Annotated in this window: 17 protein-coding genes; 4 read left to right on the plus strand and 13 right to left on the minus strand. The window is 38.1% G+C overall.

Translation table 11 applies throughout. The features are described from left to right. The first annotated feature begins 21 nt into the window (after positions 1–21). The 3 genes from ML462_RS08560 to ML462_RS08570 all read left to right on the plus strand — a co-directional run bounded on the left by ML462_RS08560 (position 22) and on the right by ML462_RS08570 (position 2921). The gene (locus tag ML462_RS08560; RefSeq protein WP_240713388.1) at positions 22–1176 is read left to right on the plus strand and encodes a baeRF7 domain-containing protein; all 1155 of its coding nucleotides are present in this window, start codon (positions 22–24) and stop codon (positions 1174–1176) included. 146 nt (positions 1177–1322) lie between these two features. Next, complete coding sequence (locus ML462_RS08565; RefSeq protein ID WP_240713389.1) at positions 1323–2057, plus strand: NYN domain-containing protein; 735 nt, start codon at positions 1323–1325, stop codon at positions 2055–2057. A 9-nt stretch (positions 2058–2066) separates the two neighbouring features. After that, positions 2067–2921, plus strand: coding sequence for a pirin family protein (locus ML462_RS08570; protein ID WP_240713390.1), 855 nt, complete (start codon positions 2067–2069; stop codon positions 2919–2921). Here ML462_RS08570 and hisIE read toward each other — a convergent pair. The 11 genes from hisIE to fabG all read right to left on the minus strand — a co-directional run bounded on the left by hisIE (position 2918) and on the right by fabG (position 14049). Continuing rightward, positions 2918–3538, minus strand: a complete 621-nt coding sequence (hisIE, locus tag ML462_RS08575; RefSeq protein WP_240713391.1) for a bifunctional phosphoribosyl-AMP cyclohydrolase/phosphoribosyl-ATP diphosphatase HisIE — start codon at positions 3536–3538, stop codon at positions 2918–2920. The two genes, ML462_RS08570 and hisIE, sit on opposite strands and share 4 nt — an antisense overlap. A 116-nt stretch (positions 3539–3654) precedes the next feature. After that, positions 3655–4410 (minus strand): imidazole glycerol phosphate synthase subunit HisF, encoded by a 756-nt coding sequence (gene hisF / locus ML462_RS08580; RefSeq protein WP_240713392.1) that lies wholly within the window; start codon positions 4408–4410, stop codon positions 3655–3657. Between the two features lie 79 nt (positions 4411–4489). Beyond that, positions 4490–5215 (minus strand): 1-(5-phosphoribosyl)-5-[(5-phosphoribosylamino)methylideneamino]imidazole-4-carboxamide isomerase, encoded by a 726-nt coding sequence (gene hisA / locus ML462_RS08585; RefSeq protein WP_240713393.1) that lies wholly within the window; start codon positions 5213–5215, stop codon positions 4490–4492. After that, positions 5216–5803: an imidazole glycerol phosphate synthase subunit HisH gene (hisH, locus tag ML462_RS08590; RefSeq protein ID WP_240713394.1), complete on the minus strand. Its 588-nt coding sequence runs from the start codon at positions 5801–5803 to the stop codon at positions 5216–5218. Further along, entirely contained in the window at positions 5803–6942 is a 1140-nt protein-coding gene (gene hisB / locus ML462_RS08595; RefSeq protein WP_240713395.1) for a bifunctional histidinol-phosphatase/imidazoleglycerol-phosphate dehydratase HisB, read from the minus strand. Before hisB ends, hisH begins: the two co-directional genes overlap by 1 nt. Continuing rightward, on the minus strand, positions 6935–7987 hold the full coding sequence (gene hisC, locus ML462_RS08600; RefSeq protein WP_240713396.1) for a histidinol-phosphate transaminase: 1053 nt from the start codon (positions 7985–7987) through the stop codon (positions 6935–6937). Before hisC ends, hisB begins: the two co-directional genes overlap by 8 nt. Further along, entirely contained in the window at positions 7988–9271 is a 1284-nt protein-coding gene (hisD, locus tag ML462_RS08605) for a histidinol dehydrogenase (RefSeq protein WP_240713397.1), read from the minus strand. It lies immediately after the preceding gene. A 20-nt stretch (positions 9272–9291) separates the two neighbouring features. Then, entirely contained in the window at positions 9292–10155 is an 864-nt protein-coding gene (gene hisG / locus ML462_RS08610; protein WP_240713398.1) for an ATP phosphoribosyltransferase, read from the minus strand. A 214-nt stretch (positions 10156–10369) separates the two neighbouring features. Further along, entirely contained in the window at positions 10370–11185 is an 816-nt protein-coding gene (locus ML462_RS08615; protein WP_240713399.1) for a prohibitin family protein, read from the minus strand. Between the two features lie 16 nt (positions 11186–11201). After that, positions 11202–13235, minus strand: coding sequence for a VWA domain-containing protein (locus ML462_RS08620; protein WP_240713400.1), 2034 nt, complete (start codon positions 13233–13235; stop codon positions 11202–11204). Positions 13236–13302: 67 nt separating this feature from the next. Then, a complete protein-coding gene (fabG, locus tag ML462_RS08625; RefSeq protein ID WP_240713401.1) occupies positions 13303–14049 on the minus strand; it encodes a 3-oxoacyl-[acyl-carrier-protein] reductase in 747 nt (248 codons plus the stop codon). A gap of 248 nt (positions 14050–14297) precedes the next feature. Between fabG and ML462_RS08630 the strand changes: the two genes are divergently transcribed. Then, positions 14298–15161, plus strand: a complete 864-nt coding sequence (locus ML462_RS08630) for a glycerophosphodiester phosphodiesterase family protein (protein ID WP_240713402.1) — start codon at positions 14298–14300, stop codon at positions 15159–15161. A 66-nt stretch (positions 15162–15227) separates the two neighbouring features. Here the strand turns inward: ML462_RS08630 and sucD are convergent, their stop codons facing one another. Both sucD and ML462_RS08640 read right to left on the minus strand, forming a co-directional pair. Continuing rightward, positions 15228–16103, minus strand: a complete 876-nt coding sequence (gene sucD / locus ML462_RS08635; protein ID WP_240713403.1) for a succinate--CoA ligase subunit alpha — start codon at positions 16101–16103, stop codon at positions 15228–15230. A gap of 174 nt (positions 16104–16277) precedes the next feature. Next, entirely contained in the window at positions 16278–17930 is a 1653-nt protein-coding gene (locus ML462_RS08640; RefSeq protein WP_240713404.1) for a M56 family metallopeptidase, read from the minus strand. Positions 17931–17980 lie beyond the last annotated feature (50 nt).

Raw genomic sequence — 17980 nt, forward strand, 5'->3', positions numbered from 1 at the left:
AACCAAAAAAAATTAGTTATTATGTCGATGATCAATGAAAATGAATTTAAGAAGTTAGCCGACTATGAGCACGGCACCTGTATATCCATATTCATTCCTACTGAAAGAGCAGGAAAGGAAGTTCTTGAAGGCAAAAACAAAAAACATTTACATTCTGAGTGGACTCAGATAAAGAAAAAGTTAAAAGAAGATGACCTGTCTGAAAGCTCGATAGAGAAAATTTCCAAGCCTATTCAAAAACTTATAGATGACCGGGATTTCTGGCGCCATCAATCTGACGGCCTGGCAATTTTTGTATCCCCCGATTTCTTTTCCTATTACACGGTACCGGTGAATTTCGAAGCTTACCATTATATTTCAGAGGAGTTTTACGTAAAACCACTAATTCCAGCATTGACCGGAGATGCAAAATTCAATGTACTGTCCATTCAGTTGGAAGACGTAAAGCTTTATGAGGTCACCAGATATAGCATTGCGCCGGTAGAGATCGATGACCTTACCCCTTCACGTCTTGAAGAGCGTGTAGGCTACGATTACAAGGAAAGATCATTACAATTCAGAACCCAGGGTGAAGGAGGTGATAAAACACAATTCCACGGCCATGGCGGCAGTGAACGCGATGAAAAGACTGAAATTAAACAATTCTTCAGGGCTGTAGACCAGGGGATCAAAAAGTATCTTCAGAAAGAAAACCTTCCTTTATTAGTTTATTGTCAGGATTACCTGTTCCCTATTTATAAGGAAGCTAATACCTATAACCACTTATTTGAAACAGTAGTTCCAGGAAATCCTAACGATACCGATATCCTGGGAATTCATAAGAGGTCTCTAGAAATCTTTGAGCCTGTAATGAATGAAAACCGGGACAAAAAGATCAAAAAATATGAAGAATTAAGTAGTACCGAAAACACAACCTCGGCCTTAAGTGACATCATTCCGGCTATATACCAGGGAAAGGTAGACACGCTCTTTATTGAAAACAGAGCAGAAGTCTGGGGTAAATACCATGAGGACGAGATGAAAGTAGAATTCAGTGAAAATCATCACGATGGAAAAGTTTCTCTGCTTAACCTTGCCGCTAAAAAAACTATTGATATGGGTGGAAAGGTTTATCTGGTAGAACATGAATTCATGCCACAGAAAAAGTCTAAAATGAATGCTTTACTAAGATTCTAATAATCTAAATACTGGTTGATGTTTGTTTTTTGCGAAACGATATATGCTTAGAAAGTGCAGGAACATCAACCAGTATTTTATTTTCTTACCAAAATACCTGTTAAGATTTTAAACCTTAACTTTAGTCACCCAAAAAACATCAATTAATGGAAACAAACCTGGCCGTACTTATAGACGGCGACAATATACCATCTGCGCACGTAAAAGAAATGATGGAAGAAATTGCCAAATATGGCAACCCTACAATTAAAAGGATTTACGGAGACTGGACCAAACCACACCTTAATAAATGGAAAAATGTTCTCCTGGAGAACGCGATACATCCAATTCAGCAATATGGCTATACTCAGGGAAAGAATGCGACAGATTCGGCCATGATCATCGACGCCATGGATATTTTATATTCCAACAAAGTTGATGGTTTCTGCCTGGTTTCAAGTGATTCAGATTTTACAAGACTGGCGACCAGACTTCGTGAGGCTAGTATGAAAGTAATAGGTATTGGGGAAAAGAAAACTCCAGATCCATTTATTGTAGCCTGTGATAAGTTCATCTACATCGAAATCCTGAAAAATAATACGAAGGAATCTGGAACCGATAAGAATAAAAGCAAGGAAAGCAGGAAGCAGAACCTGGATAAGATTACTCCAAGAGTAGTTCGGCTTATCTCGCAAACCATCTACGATGTTGCCGATGAGGACGGATGGGCATTTCTTGGGGACGTAGGAAGCCTTCTGCAAAAGAAGCAACCTAATTTTGATTCAAGGAATTACGGATTTCAGAAGTTGACGCCGATGATTAATTCCATAGATAAATTTGAGATCGAATCCCGCGAGAATACCAATTCCAAGTTCAAACTTATTTACGTTAGAAATAAATAATGCTGAAAAATGAGGAATATCAAGAAGCTTTACAAAGCCGAGTACAGACCTATGGGAGACCTGGAAACCTGGTCACCTCTTCCATCCAGGAATTTACAAATGATAGACCCATTCATCTTTCTGAATCATCATGGTCCGCAGATTTATCCGCCAAACAACGATGGATTGCCATTTGGCCCTCACCCGCACCGGGGAATGGAAACAGTAACTTTAATTTTAGATGGAGATATTACCCATAAGGATACAGGTGGTCATAATAGCGTAATTGAAGCTGGCGGAGTACAATGGATGACGGCTGGAAAAGGACTTTTACATTCAGAAGTTTCGTCTGAAAAGTTTAAAAAGGAAGGAGGTCCGCTGGAGATTCTGCAGCTTTGGATCAATCTTCCCAAAAGGTTAAAAATGACCGAGCCACATTATCGAGGCATTCAGAAAGACCAGATTTCAACCTGGAAAAATGAAGAGGGAACAGTAAAAAGTCAGGTTATTGCTGGTAATTTCAAAGGTATTAGAGGAGCCTTCGATACACCAACTTCAGTTGATCTTTCCCTGGTTCATTTTCAAAAAGATTCGAGTGTACAATTAGAAATCCCAAAAAACGACAATATTTTCTTCTATGTGATCCATGGCGAATTAGAAGTAAATGAAATCACGGTTCCAAAGCTGCATCTGGCAGAGTTTTCCAAAAACAGTGAAATTTTAAATATTACTGCCAAAGAGAAAAGCATCCTCTTGCTGGGGCATGCACAACCGTTTGAAGAGAAGGTTGTATTTGGCGGACCTTTCGTTATGAATTCTGAAGAAGAGATCCGGCAGGCTTATGAAGATTATCAGTCTGGAAAAATGGGAGCCTGGGAAAACTAGTGCCTTTTTTCCAGAACTTCAACAATATCACGTAAACCAAATCCTTTAGCTTTTAAAAGAATTAGGTAATGGAACAGAAGATCGGCGCTTTCATTAAGGAAGAGATCGTCATTATTATCTTTAGCCTCTATTACGGTTTCAACGGCCTCCTCTCCCACTTTCTGAGCGATCTTATTAATTCCTTTGTCAAAAAGCGAAACAACATAGCTATTATCATTCTCTTTTCTCAATTCAGGCTCAGTCTCGCTTAATTTCTGCCTGCTATCAATGATACCCTCCAGTTTTGACAGAAATCCATAATCGGTTTTGTTCTCTTCTGCCCAGCAGGTATCTGTTCCTTTATGGCATACAGGTCCTTCCGGATGTACTTCTACAAGTAAAGTATCGTTATCGCAATCCAGTTTAATATTTACGAGATTCAGAAAATTGCCACTTTCCTCTCCCTTTGTCCAGAGACGTTCTTTGGTACGACTATAAAAAGTGACCTTCTTACTTTCATTGGTTTTCAGAAACGCTTCTTCGTTCATATAACCTAGCATCAAAACCTTTCTGGTTTTAGAGTCCTGAATGATCGCCGGCACCAGTCCGTCGTTATTCTTATTAAAATCTATATTCATCTTTGATATATTCTATGATTGGTCATCCTGAACTAGTTTCAGGATCTAATTTCTGTAAAACGAGATGCTGAAATTAAAAATTCAACGAAGTCAAATAAATGCAGCATATCATTTTATTATATTCTTACCGGAATCCCGGCTGTTCTTAGTTGGTTCTTAAGTTCTAAAATTTCGATCTCCTTGAAATGAAAGACACTGGCGGCCAGGGCTGCATCTGCTTTACCCTTCTGAAAGGTATCTCTAAAATGCTCAATTTTACCAGCTCCTCCGGAAGCAATTACAGGAATATTCAATTCCTCAGAAATTTTTGCTAAGGCTTTATTGGCGAAACCATTCTTCGTTCCGTCGTGATCCATAGAGGTAAATAAGATCTCACCGGCACCACGGTCTTCTACTTCTTTCGCCCATTCAAAAAGGTCAAGGTCGGTGGGTACTTTTCCACCAACCAGGTGAACCTTCCAATCACCAGCAATATTTTTTGCATCTATCGCCACCACTATGCACTGACTTCCAAATTTATCTGAAAGCTGGTTGATGAGATCTGGGTTTTTCACTGCTGAGGAATTTATAGAAACCTTATCTGCTCCGTTCTTCAGAAGGACGTCCACATCTTCCACTGAAGATATTCCACCTCCAACCGTAAAAGGAATATTCAGTTGTTCAGCAACATCTAAAACCAGTTTTGCTAAAGTTTTCCTTTTTTCCTCGGTGGCAGAGATATCGAGAAAGACCAATTCATCTGCTCCTTTTTCAGCATAAGCTGCGGCAAGTTCCACCGGATCACCAGCATCCCGAAGATCAACAAAATTAACTCCTTTTACCGTTCGGCCATTCTTGATATCAAGACAGGGTATTATTCTTTTTGTAAGCATCCTTTAATTTTCGACGTCAAGCTGAACTTGTTTCAGTTTCTCATTTTTTGGAGACCCTAAAATAAATTCAGGGTGACGATTATTTATTCAAAATATAATTTTCCAACTGTTTTAAACTTATTCTGTTCTCGTAGATCGCTTTGCCTATGATCACGCCTTCACAGCCAAGTTCAGCTAGTTTAGGCAATTCATCAAATTCTGAAATTCCACCGGAAGCAATGAGTTTGATCTTGTCGGTTTCTGAAAGTATTTCTTCATAAAGATCGAAAGACGGGCCTTGCAACATTCCATCTTTGGAAATATCAGTACAGATCACGTAGCTCACCCCTTTCTTTTCATACTTCTGAATAAAAGGAATTATCTCCTCTTTAGAATCTTCCAGCCATCCGGAAACTGCGATCTTTCTATTTTTTGCATCTGCACCTAAAATGATCTTTTCATTTCCAAATTTCTGAAGCCAGTTCTGGAACATTTCAGGTTCTGTTACTGCTATACTTCCTCCTGTGATCTGGTTTGCTCCACTTTCAAAAGCAATTTTAATATCCTCATCTCTCTTTAAGCCTCCTCCAAAATCAACTTTCAAATTAGTTTTTGAGGCAACTTGCTCCAGGACCTTGTGATTTACTATATGTTTAGATTTCGCACCATCAAGGTCTACCAGGTGTAAACATTCAATTCCATGGTCCTGAAAAGACTTTGCAACTTCTAAAGGATTTTCATTATATATTTTCTTGGTATCGTAATCACCTTTAGAAAGTCTTACGCACTTGCCTTCTATGATATCTATTGCGGGTATGATTCGCATTTATGATTCTATTTTCAAAAAGTTCTTAAGTATCTGTTCTCCGGTTTTACTGCTTTTTTCAGGATGAAACTGAACTCCGTAGAAATTATCTTTGTGAAGTGCAGTTGAGTAATTCACACCGTACTCAGTTCTTGCGATCTCATCTTTACATTCCGGAACATAATAACTATGCACCAGGTAAACATATTCCCCATTTTCAACATTATCAAAGAGATGAGATTCTAAATTGGTGATCTGATTCCAGCCTATCTGAGGAACCTTAACCTTGATTTCAAACCTTTTTACTTCCGCATCAAAAATTCCCAAACCCGTAGTATCTCCTTCTTCTGAATAATTACACATTAACTGCATTCCCAGGCAAATTCCGAGCACGGGTTGTTTTAAAGTAGGAATTATTTTATCAAGACCTGTAGATCTAAGCATTTTCATGGCACTTCCAGCTTCCCCTACTCCAGGAAAGATCACTTTATCAGCGTTCCTGATTTCAGCAGCATCACTACTTAGTACAGCATTAAAACCTAGTCTCTTGATAGCAAACTTTATACTCTGGATATTTCCAGCACCGTAATCTATTATGACAATTTTCATTAAAGCACTCCTTTAGTAGATGGTAGGATCATTTTTTCAGTATCTCTGGTAACGGCCATTTTTATGGCTTTCGCAAAGGCTTTGAATATTGCCTCGATCTTATGATGCTCATTTTTGCCCTCTGCCTTGATATTTAAGTTGGCCTTGGCACCGTCTGTAAACGACTTGAAGAAATGGTAGAACATTTCCGTAGGCATTTTTCCGATCATTTCTCGATTAAAATCGGCTTCCCAAACAAGCCAGTTTCTACCACCAAAATCGATAGCAACCTGGGCCAAACAGTCATCCATGGGTAGACAGAATCCATATCTTTCTATGCCCAATTTGTTCCCTAGTGCCTTACTGAAAACTTCCCCCAGGGCAATGGCAGTATCTTCAATGGTATGGTGTTCATCCACTTCCAGATCTCCATTTACCTGAATTTTAAGATCCATTTGTCCGTGCCTGGCTAATTGATCCAGCATATGGTCAAAAAAGGCAATTCCAGTGCTTATTTGGCTTTTACCGCTTCCATCCAGGTTCAGTTCGATATTGATATCAGTTTCATTGGTTTTTCTATTAATTGTACCTGTTCTGTCCTGAAGTTTCAAAAATTCGTAGATCCTTTTCCATGAATTCGTTTTAAGTGCAATATGTTTTTCTACCTCAGATTTATCATTCTCAACTTCATCCAGTGCAAGCTCTTCATGATTATCAATAAAGATCCCTTTTCCCCCAAAATTCATGGCGAATTCTATATCGGTTAGGCGATCTCCTACCATAAAAGAGTTCTTTAAATCGTAATCGTGATTCCCAATGAATTTTCTTTCCAGGAGTCCTGTATTTGGCTTCCTGGTAGATGCGTTTTCCCTGGCAAAAGTTCTGTCGATCAAAACCTCGCTGAATTCCACGCCTTCATTTTCAAAAGTCTTAATAATGAAATTCTGAATTGGCCAGAAATCAGATTCAGGGAAACTGTCTGTTCCCAATCCATCCTGATTAGTCACCATCACGATCTCAAAATCTAATTCTTTGGCGATCTTAGCCAGGTAAGTAAAAACTTCAGGGTAAAATTCCAGCTTATCCAGAGTGTCTATCTGGTAATCCTCCGGCTCATGGATCAATGTTCCATCCCTATCTATAAATAAAACTTTATTCATTATCTAAATCTTTAAAGGCTTTAATTAATTGTGCATTTTCCTTTTTAGTACCTACTGTTATCCTTAAACAATTCTCACATAAAGGTTGGGTACTTCTATTTCTTAAAACAATTCCCTTATTTATAAAATCATCATATCTCCTATTAGCATCATCTACCTTCAGAAGTAAAAAATTTGCATCTGAAGGATATATTTTAGAAACAAAATCTACCTGAAGTAATTGTTCAAGTAAGTAGTTCTTTTCATTCACAATATCAGATATTTGTCTTTTAACCTCTTTGGAGTCTGAAAGTCTTTTCAAAGCTTGATCCTGGGTTTGCTGATTAACATTATAAGGAGGTTTTATCTTATTAAGAACAGTGATGATTTCTTCTGAAGCGAACAACATTCCCAGTCTGATTCCTGCCAATCCGAACGCCTTGGAAAAAGTTTGAGTAACTATGAGATTAGGAAAAAATTCCAGCTTCTGTACCCAGCTTTCATTTTCTGAAAAATCTATATACGCTTCATCAATTACAACCAATCCATTAAAGGTATCAAGGATGCTGCTTATTTTATCTTCATCAAAAGAATTGCCTGAAGGATTATTGGGAGAACATAAAAAAATGATCCTGGTATTTTCATCAGCAGCATTCAAGATCTTGGGAACATCCGGCTCGAAGTCTTCATTTAACAAGACCTCCTTATTTTCGATATTATTTATATCTGCAAGCACTTTATACATCCCATAGGTCGGTGGTAGGGTGATGATATTATCATTCCCAGGCTCACAAAACGCCCTGAATACAAGATCCAGAACTTCATCGCTCCCATTTCCTAAAAGAATATTCTTTTCAGGCAAACCTTTTAATTCAGATAGTTTAGCTTTCACTTCGCCCTGCTGAGGATCTGGATACCTGTTAAGCCCGTTATCATTAGGGTTTTCATTCGCATCCAAAAAGATCATCTCCTTACCCTGGGTTTTGAATTCATCCCGGGCAGATGAATAGGGTTTCAGAACCGCAACATTGGAACGAACCAACTTAGTTAAATCGAACTTTTTCATCTAGACTATATCTTTTAATCTAAGGCTTACGGCATTCTTGTGGGCCTGCAGCCCTTCAGCCTCAGCCAATAACTCTATGGAGGGTCCAATAGCTTTAATGCCGGCTTCAGAAATCTTCTGAAAAGTGATGGTTTTCATAAAACTATCCAGGTTCACACCGCTATACTGCTTCGCATATCCATTGGTTGGCAAAGTATGATTGGTTCCGGAGGCATAATCACCGGCACTTTCCGGGGTGTAGTCCCCAATAAAAACCGATCCCGCATTTCTCACTCCTTCTATAAAATAATCTTCATTCGAAGAACAGATAATAAAATGCTCAGGCCCATATTCATTGATCATTACCAAAGCCTCTTCATTTGAACTTACCTTGATTAAACGTGAGTTTTCTATAGCTCCTTCGGCAATTGCCTTTCTTGGCAGATCATTCAATTGCTCATACAATTCCTTTGATACAGATTCGACCAAATTTTCTGAAGTTGTTACTAAGATTACCTGACTGTCTTTGCCATGTTCCGCCTGACTTAGAAGGTCTGATGCTACATAAGCTGGGTTTGCAGAATCATCGGCAAAGACAAGTAATTCAGAAGGCCCTGCAGGCATATCTATCGCTACCTGATATTTAGTTGCCAATTGCTTGGCTACGGTCACATACTGGTTACCCGGCCCAAAGATCTTATAGACCTGGGGAACTGTTTCCGTCCCAAAAGTCATGGCTCCTATCGCCTGAATCCCGCCAATTTTGAAAATTTCTGTTACACCACACAAATTAGCGACGTAAAGTATAGCCGGATTTACTCTACCTTCCTTATCTGGAGGAGTACATAAAATGATTTCTTCACAACCGGCAAGTTTTGCCGGAATAGCCAACATAAGAATCGAAGAAAATAAAGGCGCTGTACCACCGGGTATATAAAGCCCCACCCTTTGAATCGCTTTCTTCTCCTGCCAGCATTTGACTCCCTGAGTAGTTTCTACACTTACTTTCTCAGACCTCTGGGCAAGATGAAACTTTTCAATATTACCTTTCGCCAGGTCTATTGCAGATTCTAATTTCTGTGACACCTGTTCCTCAGCGTCTTTGATCTCATTACTTGAAACCCTAAGGTCTTCGAACCTTATACCATCAAAAAGTTCAGTATACTTCGCCACTGCTGCATCACCTTTTACTCTAATTTCATCGAAGATCTGGTTAACGGTCTGTTCGATCTCAGCAACCGTTTGGGTTGGTCTTCTCAGGATCTCGAACCAGTCTTTTTTGGAGGGGTTGATATATTTATTCATAATTCTAATTCTTCAATTAATTAAATTACCATTTTTTCAATTGGCGCGACCAAAATTCCCTCAGCTCCAAATTCTCTAAGTTCATCCAGCACCTCCCAGAATCGCTCTTCGTTAATCACAGTATGAACCGAACTCCAACCTTCCTCAGCAAGTGGAAGTACGGTAGGACTTCTCATTCCCGGCAACAGTTTAATAACATCCTTAAGTTTATCATCGGGCACATTCATAAGGATATATTTTGAGGTCCTTGCATTTAAAACAGATTTCATTCTGAACTGCAATTTTTCCAGAATTGCCTTTCTTTCCTCAGAAATCTGCGGGGAAATGGCCAGGATCGCTTCACTTTTCAGCATTACTTCCACCTCTTTAAGACCATTCTTGAAAAGAGTACTTCCGCTGGAGACTATATCACAAATAGCATCAGCCAGCCCGATATTTGGAGCGATCTCTACAGACCCATTAATAATATGAAGATCGGCTGAAATGCCTTTTTCCTCCAAAAATACATTTACGGTATTAGGATAGGATGTCGCGATCTTTAATCCGTCAAGATCATTTATACTTTTATAATTAAAGCTTTTAGGAACCGCCAATGAAACCCTGCATTTAGAGAATCCAAGTTTTTCACCCTTAATGATATCCTGCCCTTTCTCAATAAGCACATTTTCACCGATAATGGCCACATCCACAACCCCATCTCTAAGGTATTGGGGTATATCACCATTTCTCAGGTACATTACTTCCAGAGGAAAATTTCTTGAAGAAGCTTTTAACTGTTCTTTACCGTTATCTATCGAAATTCCGGCATCTTTCAGGATTCTAATCGAGTCTTCGAATAATCTTCCCGATTTCTGAACCGCAATCCTTAACTTTTCCTTACTCATAATTTTTTTGACTGTTATTAGAAATAAAAAAACCCGTTTGATTGCTCAAACGGGTCATGATATCTTAGTTAATGTTACAACATATCAATTTCACCTCGCCTGAGCGTGGATATAAAAATGATGATGATGTACAGTATTTTTTCTCATTGTGAATTCAAATCTAAATAAAAAATTCAGAAATAAAACCTGAAAATTATTTTTTAAGATATGTTTATTAGTTGTTTCCCAGGATAAGTGGCATACCATCATCACCGGAGCCTATAACCACCACCTTGGAATTAGGCGATTTAGCTAATTCCAGCGTAGCCTGAATGCCTTTCTCCTGAAGAACTTTCTCAGTAAGCGATTCACTTAAAATTCGGTTTGCTTTTGCCTTACCTTCAGCATCTATTCGCTGGCGTTCAGCTTCCTGTTCAGCTTTGGTAAGCCTATACTCATACTCCAGAGACTCCTGCTCCTGCCTTAACTTTCTTTCAATAGCTTCCTTGATGGTAGGAGGAAGTGAAACATCCCTAACCAAAACCTCGTTCACCTGAACGTATTGATCTTCAAGTAAAAGGTTGGTCTCATCAAAAATCTCTTTTTGAATAGCCTCTCTCTTGCTGGCATATAATTGCTCCGGATTGTATCTACCTACCACCGCTCTGGTCGCAGAACGAATCGCGGGCTGTAGCAGACGCTGAATATAAGCCTCTCCTTTTTCCTGGTGAAGTTTTCCCAGAACTTCATATTCTGGCTGAAACCATACAGAAGCGTCCAGGCTTATCTCAAGTCCATTTGAAGAAAGCACACGCATCTCTTCATCTATAGACTGCTGGCGTACTTCATATACAAATACTTTGTTCCAAGGAGCTACAAAATGAAATCCTTCAGACAAGGGCGGCTGATCTGTAACCACACCCCCACCAAAAGTCCGGTAAAGTACTCCTGCTTCACCAGATTCGATGGTTACAGTAGATTTCGCGATAAAAATTATTAGAATAACGATACCAATAAATAAAGGTACAGCGATTTTCGGTAATCTTTCCATATATAAAAATTGAAATTTAAATTAGTCCTAAATATTTTCGGTAAAACCATTCAGCGGCAAGAACAAAAATCAGAATAAACAGCAGGAAATACCAGTCTATCAAAGGTACAGTTTTTTGGCGGCTTTTTTGAACAGGCTTGAACTTATCGGAATTCAACAATGTATTTATCAGTTGGTTCAGCTCACCTGGATAAAATAACCTGGTACCGTTATAATCTGCAAAAGACTGCATCCCAGATAGGTTCGACGAAACGAACTGTTGCTCTGTATTGAAATCGATCACCTCAAAAGTACCAGATCTGGCAAGGTTTTTTCCTTCAACACTAATGGTAAAATCATAGATTCCAGGTTCCAGGTCTCCCCCATCAAATTGGAAGAAATTGTTTTCAAGTAACAAATCTGAGGTAAAACTTTCTTTAGTTTCGTTATTTACAAATTCTATACTTAGGTTTGCCCCGGGATCAAATTGATAATTCTCGTCAAAATATTGAGCAGAGATCAATACATTCTCGTTGGCATAATAGAAATTCTTTACTTCTACTGTAAGCCTTTGCCTGGTGGTTTTCGAAGCCAGGTTTTGCACTAATTTACCGATGAATTCATCAAATTCCTGGAAAGACTGGTTATCCAGAAATGCTTTTGACCTCCATCTCCATATGTTTTCACCAAAAATAAAACCAGATTTTGGATTGGACTGGCTAACTCCTATTAATGGTTCTCCAGTTTCAATTCCCTGAATCTCCTGAGAAAGCATAATATTAAATTGTTCCTGGTCGAATTCTAAAGCGCCAAATTTATCCAGTAAAGGAGGAAAATCATCGAAGCCAATATCCTCAAATTGAAAAGAACTGAAAGTGTGGTCATAAACCGGAAATATCTCCTGCGATTGACTGGTTGCTTTCCGGGTATAACCTAGATCCAGATTGTTCAGATAATTCCAGTCTGTCTTTGTTCCAGTGACCATCAGATAGTTAAGATCATTCTCTAAAATATTTGCCATTACAGAATTAAACCTTCTATTTACCTGGTAAACTATAATTAATTGATATTCCGATACTTCTAAATTTTTATCATTTAAAAATTGAATATCAACATTCCTTTGCTGATTACTTTCAATTGCCTTTTTAAAAGCTCCAAGATCTGGATGAGTTATATCGGTTATGAGTAATACTGAGGTTCGCTCATCGATCACCTCTATGGCGAATTTCTGAAGATTGTTAAGCGTATTCTTTTCTCCAGTAACGGGAAGAATTTCAACTTCATAAGTTTTAACCCCAAGAGAGTTAGCGGGAAGTTCAGTTCTCACAATTCTGGAAGAATTATTTTCAGAAAAATTCAAGTTCTGTCTGAAAATTACGGTTTCACCAGACCTGATAACAAGATCTGCATCTATATTTTCACCCCCAGAGTAATCCAGGAATATTTCTACAGGAAATCTATTCTTTAGAAATGCATATTTGTTTACATTAATCCGACTCAGATTTAGATCCTGATACCTTGTTGTATCTCCTATTATAAAAGGGAAAACGCTTGAACTGGAATTATTTTTAAAATATCGATAATCCCTGCCCAGGCTTTGATTTCCATCGGTAAGAAGAATAACCGCAGTTTCTGAATTCGAAAAAATTTCTTCTGCCTCTGAAAGCGCAGAATAGATATTTGTCTCCTTTGAGGAGAAATTCAAAGAGTCATCAAGTTGTAGCTGTTCTCCAAAAAGCAAACGGCTAACCTCGAAATTTTCGCGGATCTCCGCATTTTTTAACAATGAATCTGAAATGGCTTCCAGACGCTCACCAACACCAAGGTATGAAAGCGATTGAGAATTATCAGCTAACACCACCAGAGCAGGCTTTTTAACTTCTAATTCGGTTGAACTTATCTTAGGATTAATTATTAATATTAGAACCAGAAAGATCGAAATTGCTCTTAGCGCAAAAAAAATATAGTTTTTTCCGGTACGCTTCGCTTTTGGGAATAGATAATGAAAAAAAGAGAACCCCAGCGCTGCTATGAGGGCCAGGGTTATATATAAGATTGTACTTGATTCCATTCAGAGGTGTTAGAATCGTGAAGTTAATAATTAAATAGAATAATATCACAATTCTAATAGAACAGGCTTAAGTATGCATACCACCGTCTACATGAAGCACCTGTCCGGTAACGTAAGAGCTCAAATCACTTCCAAGGTAAACGCAAGCATTTGCAATATCCTCCGGACTTCCACCTCTCTTCAATGGAATTGAATCTCTCCATCCCTGAACCGTTTTTTCATCAAGTTTTTCAGTCATTTCTGTCTCAATAAAACCAGGGGCGATGACGTTGGTTCTAATATTTCTGGAACCTAATTCCTGGGCCATAGATTTGGAGAAGCCAATAATTCCTGCTTTTGAAGCTGCATAGTTAGCCTGACCCGCGTTCCCAGTAACCCCTACAACAGAACTCATATTTATTATACTTCCGTAACGTTGTTTAAGCATGGTACGCTGTACAGCCTTGGTCATATTGAAAATAGACTTCAGGTTTACTTCTATCACCTTGTCAAAATCTTCTTCGCTCATACGCATTAAAAGGTTATCCTTGGTGATACCGGCGTTGTTCACAAGTATGTCGATGGAGCCAAAATCTTCCGCTACCTGGTTAACCAATTCCTGAGCTTCAGTAAAACTGGCAGCATTAGACTGATAAGCCTTTGCTCTCACACCTGTAGCTTCCAGTTCCTTTGCCAGTTCTTCAGCTGACTGAGAAGATGAATTATAAGTAAATGCAACATTTGCTCCCTGCTTGGCAAATACCTGCGCAATTCCTTTTCCTATTCCCCGGCTCCCACCGGTAATTATTGCGTTTTTTCCTTCTAATAATTTCATTTTAAATGATCTTGGTTAATTGACCTTCCAAAGATAACAAAACCTGTAAGCCAGTAAATAATAATTCCAAGGAACTTATTCCTTCTTTAAACATAAACTTTCACAACACTAAATTCATAATATGTAATGAAGGCTCACAAATAAAACCATAGAATTTGGTAATGATTAAGTCATCTTAAAATAATTTAAAAATCTTATTTTTAGTCAGTTATATTTTACTCGATCAATTTTTTTGTTTAGACCAGCTCATGAAAAGGAAATTAAAAATATATTATTCCTCAAGCTTTATTTTGCTCCTCATTATCCTTGGACTCTGGAATCCTTTTCATATTGGAATAGACCCTAAGGACTATTATAAGGAAGGAGATACTATTCTAGTTGCAGCACACCGTGGATCACATGCATCACATCCGGAAAATTCAATAAGCGCCATAAAAGAAAGTATAAAAAATGAGATCGATATTGTTGAGATAGACATCCGGCAAACGAAAGATCACGAACTCGTGCTGTTGCATGACCACAGCCTGGATAGAACAACCACAGGTACTGAACCACTTTCTGACTACACTTTAAAAAAGTTACAGCAATTCAACTTAAAATTTAAAAACAAAATTACCATTGAAAAAATTCCGACCCTGGAGGAGGTTCTGGAAATCGCAAAAGATAAATGTATTCTAAATTTAGATTTCAAAACGAATGATTTCCAGGCCTTTAAAAGAGCCGCAGATCTAATTTCAAAAAATCACATGGAGGAATCTGTAATAATTAGTGTTAACGACCTCAACCTATTACCCAAGCTTCATGCATATAACCGCGAAATAAGACTAATGCCTATTGCTTTTAAAAGGAGGCAGATCAAAAAAATACTGGAATATGATTTTATTGATATTATTCAGGTATATCACCGAGCCTACAATAAGCAGTTATTAAAAAGGATTGAGGAAAAAGAAATGATGATCTGGGTGAATTCACTGAAAAAATATGACAAGATACAGGCAAAAGGAAAACCTGGATTCTATAGATTATTAAAAATCAAAAAAGTTGATGTTATTCAAACTGATTATCCTGAGGAGCTACTTTCTATGCTTCGAGAGATTGATTTGCATCCATAGGTATTATATAAAACAAAAATCCCTCCTGATTTAAGAGGGATCTTAAAATATAATTTAATTAAACTCTTAAGAGTTCAATACTTCGGCGACTTTTTTACCGATCTCAGCCGGAGAGTCTACAACATGAATACCATTGTCTTTAAGAATCTTCTTCTTCGCCTGCGCCGTATCTTCACTTCCACCTACAATTGCACCAGCATGCCCCATGGTACGTCCAGCAGGAGCAGTTTCACCAGCGATAAATCCAACTACAGGTTTTCTATTTCCGTTTTCTTTAACCCACTGTGCTGCATCAGCCTCAAGCTGACCACCAATTTCTCCTATCATTACGATACATTCAGTATCATCATCATTCATCAATAATTCAACAGCGTCTTTTGTAGTGGTCCCAATAATTGGATCCCCACCAATACCAATAGCAGTAGTAATACCTAAACCTTGTTTTACAACCTGGTCTGCCGCTTCGTAAGTAAGAGTTCCTGATTTAGAAACGATCCCAACTTTTCCTTGTTTGAATACAAATCCTGGCATGATACCAACCTTTGCCTCGCCTGGAGTAATAACTCCTGGACAGTTAGGGCCTATAAGTCTGCAATCACGATCTTTGATATAATCTGAAGCCTTTACCATATCGGCAACAGGAATACCTTCGGTGATGGTGATAATTACTTTAATTCCTGCATCTGCAGCTTCCATAATCGCGTCTGCAGCAAATGCTGGTGGTACAAAAATGATAGAAACATCTGCACCGGTCTGTTCCACTGCATCAGAAACAGTATTAAAAACAGGTTTATTTAGGTGTTTTTGCCCTCCTTTTCCTGGAGTTACACCACCAACTACATTTGTACCATATTCTATCATCTGCTCGGCATGGAAAGTTCCTTCACTTCCTGTAAAACCCTGCACGATTATCTTAGAATTTTTATTGACTAAAACGCTCATATGTGTTTTTTGAATTTTGGATTACAAAAGTATGTTTTTAAATATAAAAGTTAAAAGCTTTTTCCAAGTTTATTAAAGCTTTAACCCTAGCTCGAAAGCCTTTAAAAATCAATATCTCCATCTTTATAAAAAAATACCGGGATGAACCCGGTATTTAATCTTGCTTGAATTTTTTCAGAAATATATTCTAACTACATCATCTCCCCTATCATTTTGCATGACGTTCACCCGGAATGCCTTGTCTTCATTTATAATTTTTAAGGCCTCGTCTCGCTTCACTTCCTTGTTATTTATATAATAGGTAGCATTTATGGGGTATAATTCTCCTGGACTGGCTGGTGCCGGCGGACTTGGTGGCAGAGGTGGTTCTGGGTAAGCCTCTTCTTTCCTTAGATGCTCTCTCTCTTCCAAAGCATGCTCTCTTGCCAATTCTCTGTGCTTCCTCTCTTTCTCTAGGTGCTTTTTCTCAAGCTTCACATGTTGACGCTCCACCTCTCTCATTCTGCTATTCAATTGCTTTTCTTTATTCTCTACCTTTTCTAAAATTCGTTTTCGCTCCTCTTCGCTTAAATTCTCCTCTTCTTCGATCTTTTTATGAAGCGCGCTGATCTCTTCATGCTCTGCTCTGATAATTTCTTCTTTCTCCCTCAGTTCGATCTCCTCAGAAGTATGAGGTGGAACTTCCATGATCTCTCTTTCTCCAACTTTCGGCGGTGGAGGCACCTGTACGATCTCTCCTTTAACCGAAGGAGGTGGAGGCGGTAATATGCTTCTGCCAGAAAGTTTTCCCAGTCTTGTTTTAGAAAAATCTTTATCCAGTTTCGTCAATAAGGATTTATCTGAATTCTGCATTTTCATCTCGATACTTGCATTTTTCAAATCCTTATCGCTCCAGCTTTTGGTAATCTTATCTACAGTTTTTAAGAAATTTTCAGGTTTTGTTGATGTTCCGTTCACCCATAATTTATTTCCCTCAACCCTGATTTTAATCCTGTAATCCTGAATTAATTCATCCTCCGTATAAGGAACAATATATACCGGACTATCCTTTGAAGCAAGTGCTGGCTTAGCTACAATATCATTATTGAAAAAGTAAATACAACAAGCCAGAACAGGGATGAACAAGCCTATTTTTGATAATAGCTTCTTAATTGAAAACTCTTTTGAAATCATAACAATTCGTTTTTTAGTTAATGAATAATTGATAGAACTTGATAGGCTAACATGATGAGTGTTGCCTGAAAATTGAAGTAAGACTTCAGAATAATTTAGAGGATCACGGGTTGTTTTGATGACATGATCATCTGCCAGAAATTCGTGATTCAGCTTAACTGCTTTTTTAAACCAGATAAGTAGAGGATTCACCCAGAAAATTATCTGGAACAGTTCAATCATAATAAGGTCTATTGAATGTCTTTGATCTGCATGCGCTTTTTCATGGAGAATTATTTCCTCGGAGATCTGGTTATTTTCATACTGAGACTTATTCAGAAAAATATAAGACAGGAAAGTATGTGGATTCAATTGGCTTCTCATTAATACCAGAACATGAGAGAAAAATGATCTTTTTTCGCTTAACTGTATCCTGTGGTAAATATTCCTGATATTCTTATAAAACCTGAATCCTAAAAATAGTACCCCGGCCAAATAGATGATCAGGATGAGATATGGTAAATAATCATTGAGAAAATTGCTTAGATAATTAAGTTTTTTTTCTTCCAGATTGGACTTACTCACGGTTTCTGAAATTTGTAAAAATTGTGCTGGAGTTACCTCTGAAGTTGTATAGCTAATGGTTACTAACGGTAGAATAACGGAAACAATCATGATTCCTAAAAGATAGATTCTCTTAAAGTAATGAGCCTTCTCTCCTTCTA

This window comes from Christiangramia lutea (genome assembly GCF_022489035.1).
Taxonomy (GTDB): domain Bacteria; phylum Bacteroidota; class Bacteroidia; order Flavobacteriales; family Flavobacteriaceae; genus Christiangramia; species Christiangramia lutea.

What these genes read in the sequence shown, in the direction of transcription:
- hisD (WP_240713397.1), bottom strand. Translation starts at nt 9,271, where the DNA reads ATGAATAAATATATCAACCCCTCCAAAAAAGACTGGTTCGAGATCCTG.
- fabG (WP_240713401.1), bottom strand. Translation starts at nt 14,049, where the DNA reads ATGAAATTATTAGAAGGAAAAAACGCAATAATTACCGGTGGGAGCCGG.
- hisF (WP_240713392.1), bottom strand. Translation starts at nt 4,410, where the DNA reads ATGCTTACAAAAAGAATAATACCCTGTCTTGATATCAAGAATGGCCGA.
- ML462_RS08620 (WP_240713400.1), bottom strand. Translation starts at nt 13,235, where the DNA reads ATGGAATCAAGTACAATCTTATATATAACCCTGGCCCTCATAGCAGCG.
- hisB (WP_240713395.1), bottom strand. Translation starts at nt 6,942, where the DNA reads ATGAATAAAGTTTTATTTATAGATAGGGATGGAACATTGATCCATGAG.
- ML462_RS08630 (WP_240713402.1), top strand. Translation starts at nt 14,298, where the DNA reads ATGAAAAGGAAATTAAAAATATATTATTCCTCAAGCTTTATTTTGCTC.
- ML462_RS08560 (WP_240713388.1), top strand. Translation starts at nt 22, where the DNA reads ATGTCGATGATCAATGAAAATGAATTTAAGAAGTTAGCCGACTATGAG.
- sucD (WP_240713403.1), bottom strand. Translation starts at nt 16,103, where the DNA reads ATGAGCGTTTTAGTCAATAAAAATTCTAAGATAATCGTGCAGGGTTTT.
- ML462_RS08615 (WP_240713399.1), bottom strand. Translation starts at nt 11,185, where the DNA reads ATGGAAAGATTACCGAAAATCGCTGTACCTTTATTTATTGGTATCGTT.
- ML462_RS08640 (WP_240713404.1), bottom strand. Translation starts at nt 17,930, where the DNA reads ATGATTGTTTCCGTTATTCTACCGTTAGTAACCATTAGCTATACAACT.
- ML462_RS08565 (WP_240713389.1), top strand. Translation starts at nt 1,323, where the DNA reads ATGGAAACAAACCTGGCCGTACTTATAGACGGCGACAATATACCATCT.
- hisG (WP_240713398.1), bottom strand. Translation starts at nt 10,155, where the DNA reads ATGAGTAAGGAAAAGTTAAGGATTGCGGTTCAGAAATCGGGAAGATTA.
- hisC (WP_240713396.1), bottom strand. Translation starts at nt 7,987, where the DNA reads ATGAAAAAGTTCGATTTAACTAAGTTGGTTCGTTCCAATGTTGCGGTT.
- hisA (WP_240713393.1), bottom strand. Translation starts at nt 5,215, where the DNA reads ATGCGAATCATACCCGCAATAGATATCATAGAAGGCAAGTGCGTAAGA.
- hisH (WP_240713394.1), bottom strand. Translation starts at nt 5,803, where the DNA reads ATGAAAATTGTCATAATAGATTACGGTGCTGGAAATATCCAGAGTATA.
- hisIE (WP_240713391.1), bottom strand. Translation starts at nt 3,538, where the DNA reads ATGAATATAGATTTTAATAAGAATAACGACGGACTGGTGCCGGCGATC.
- ML462_RS08570 (WP_240713390.1), top strand. Translation starts at nt 2,067, where the DNA reads ATGAGGAATATCAAGAAGCTTTACAAAGCCGAGTACAGACCTATGGGA.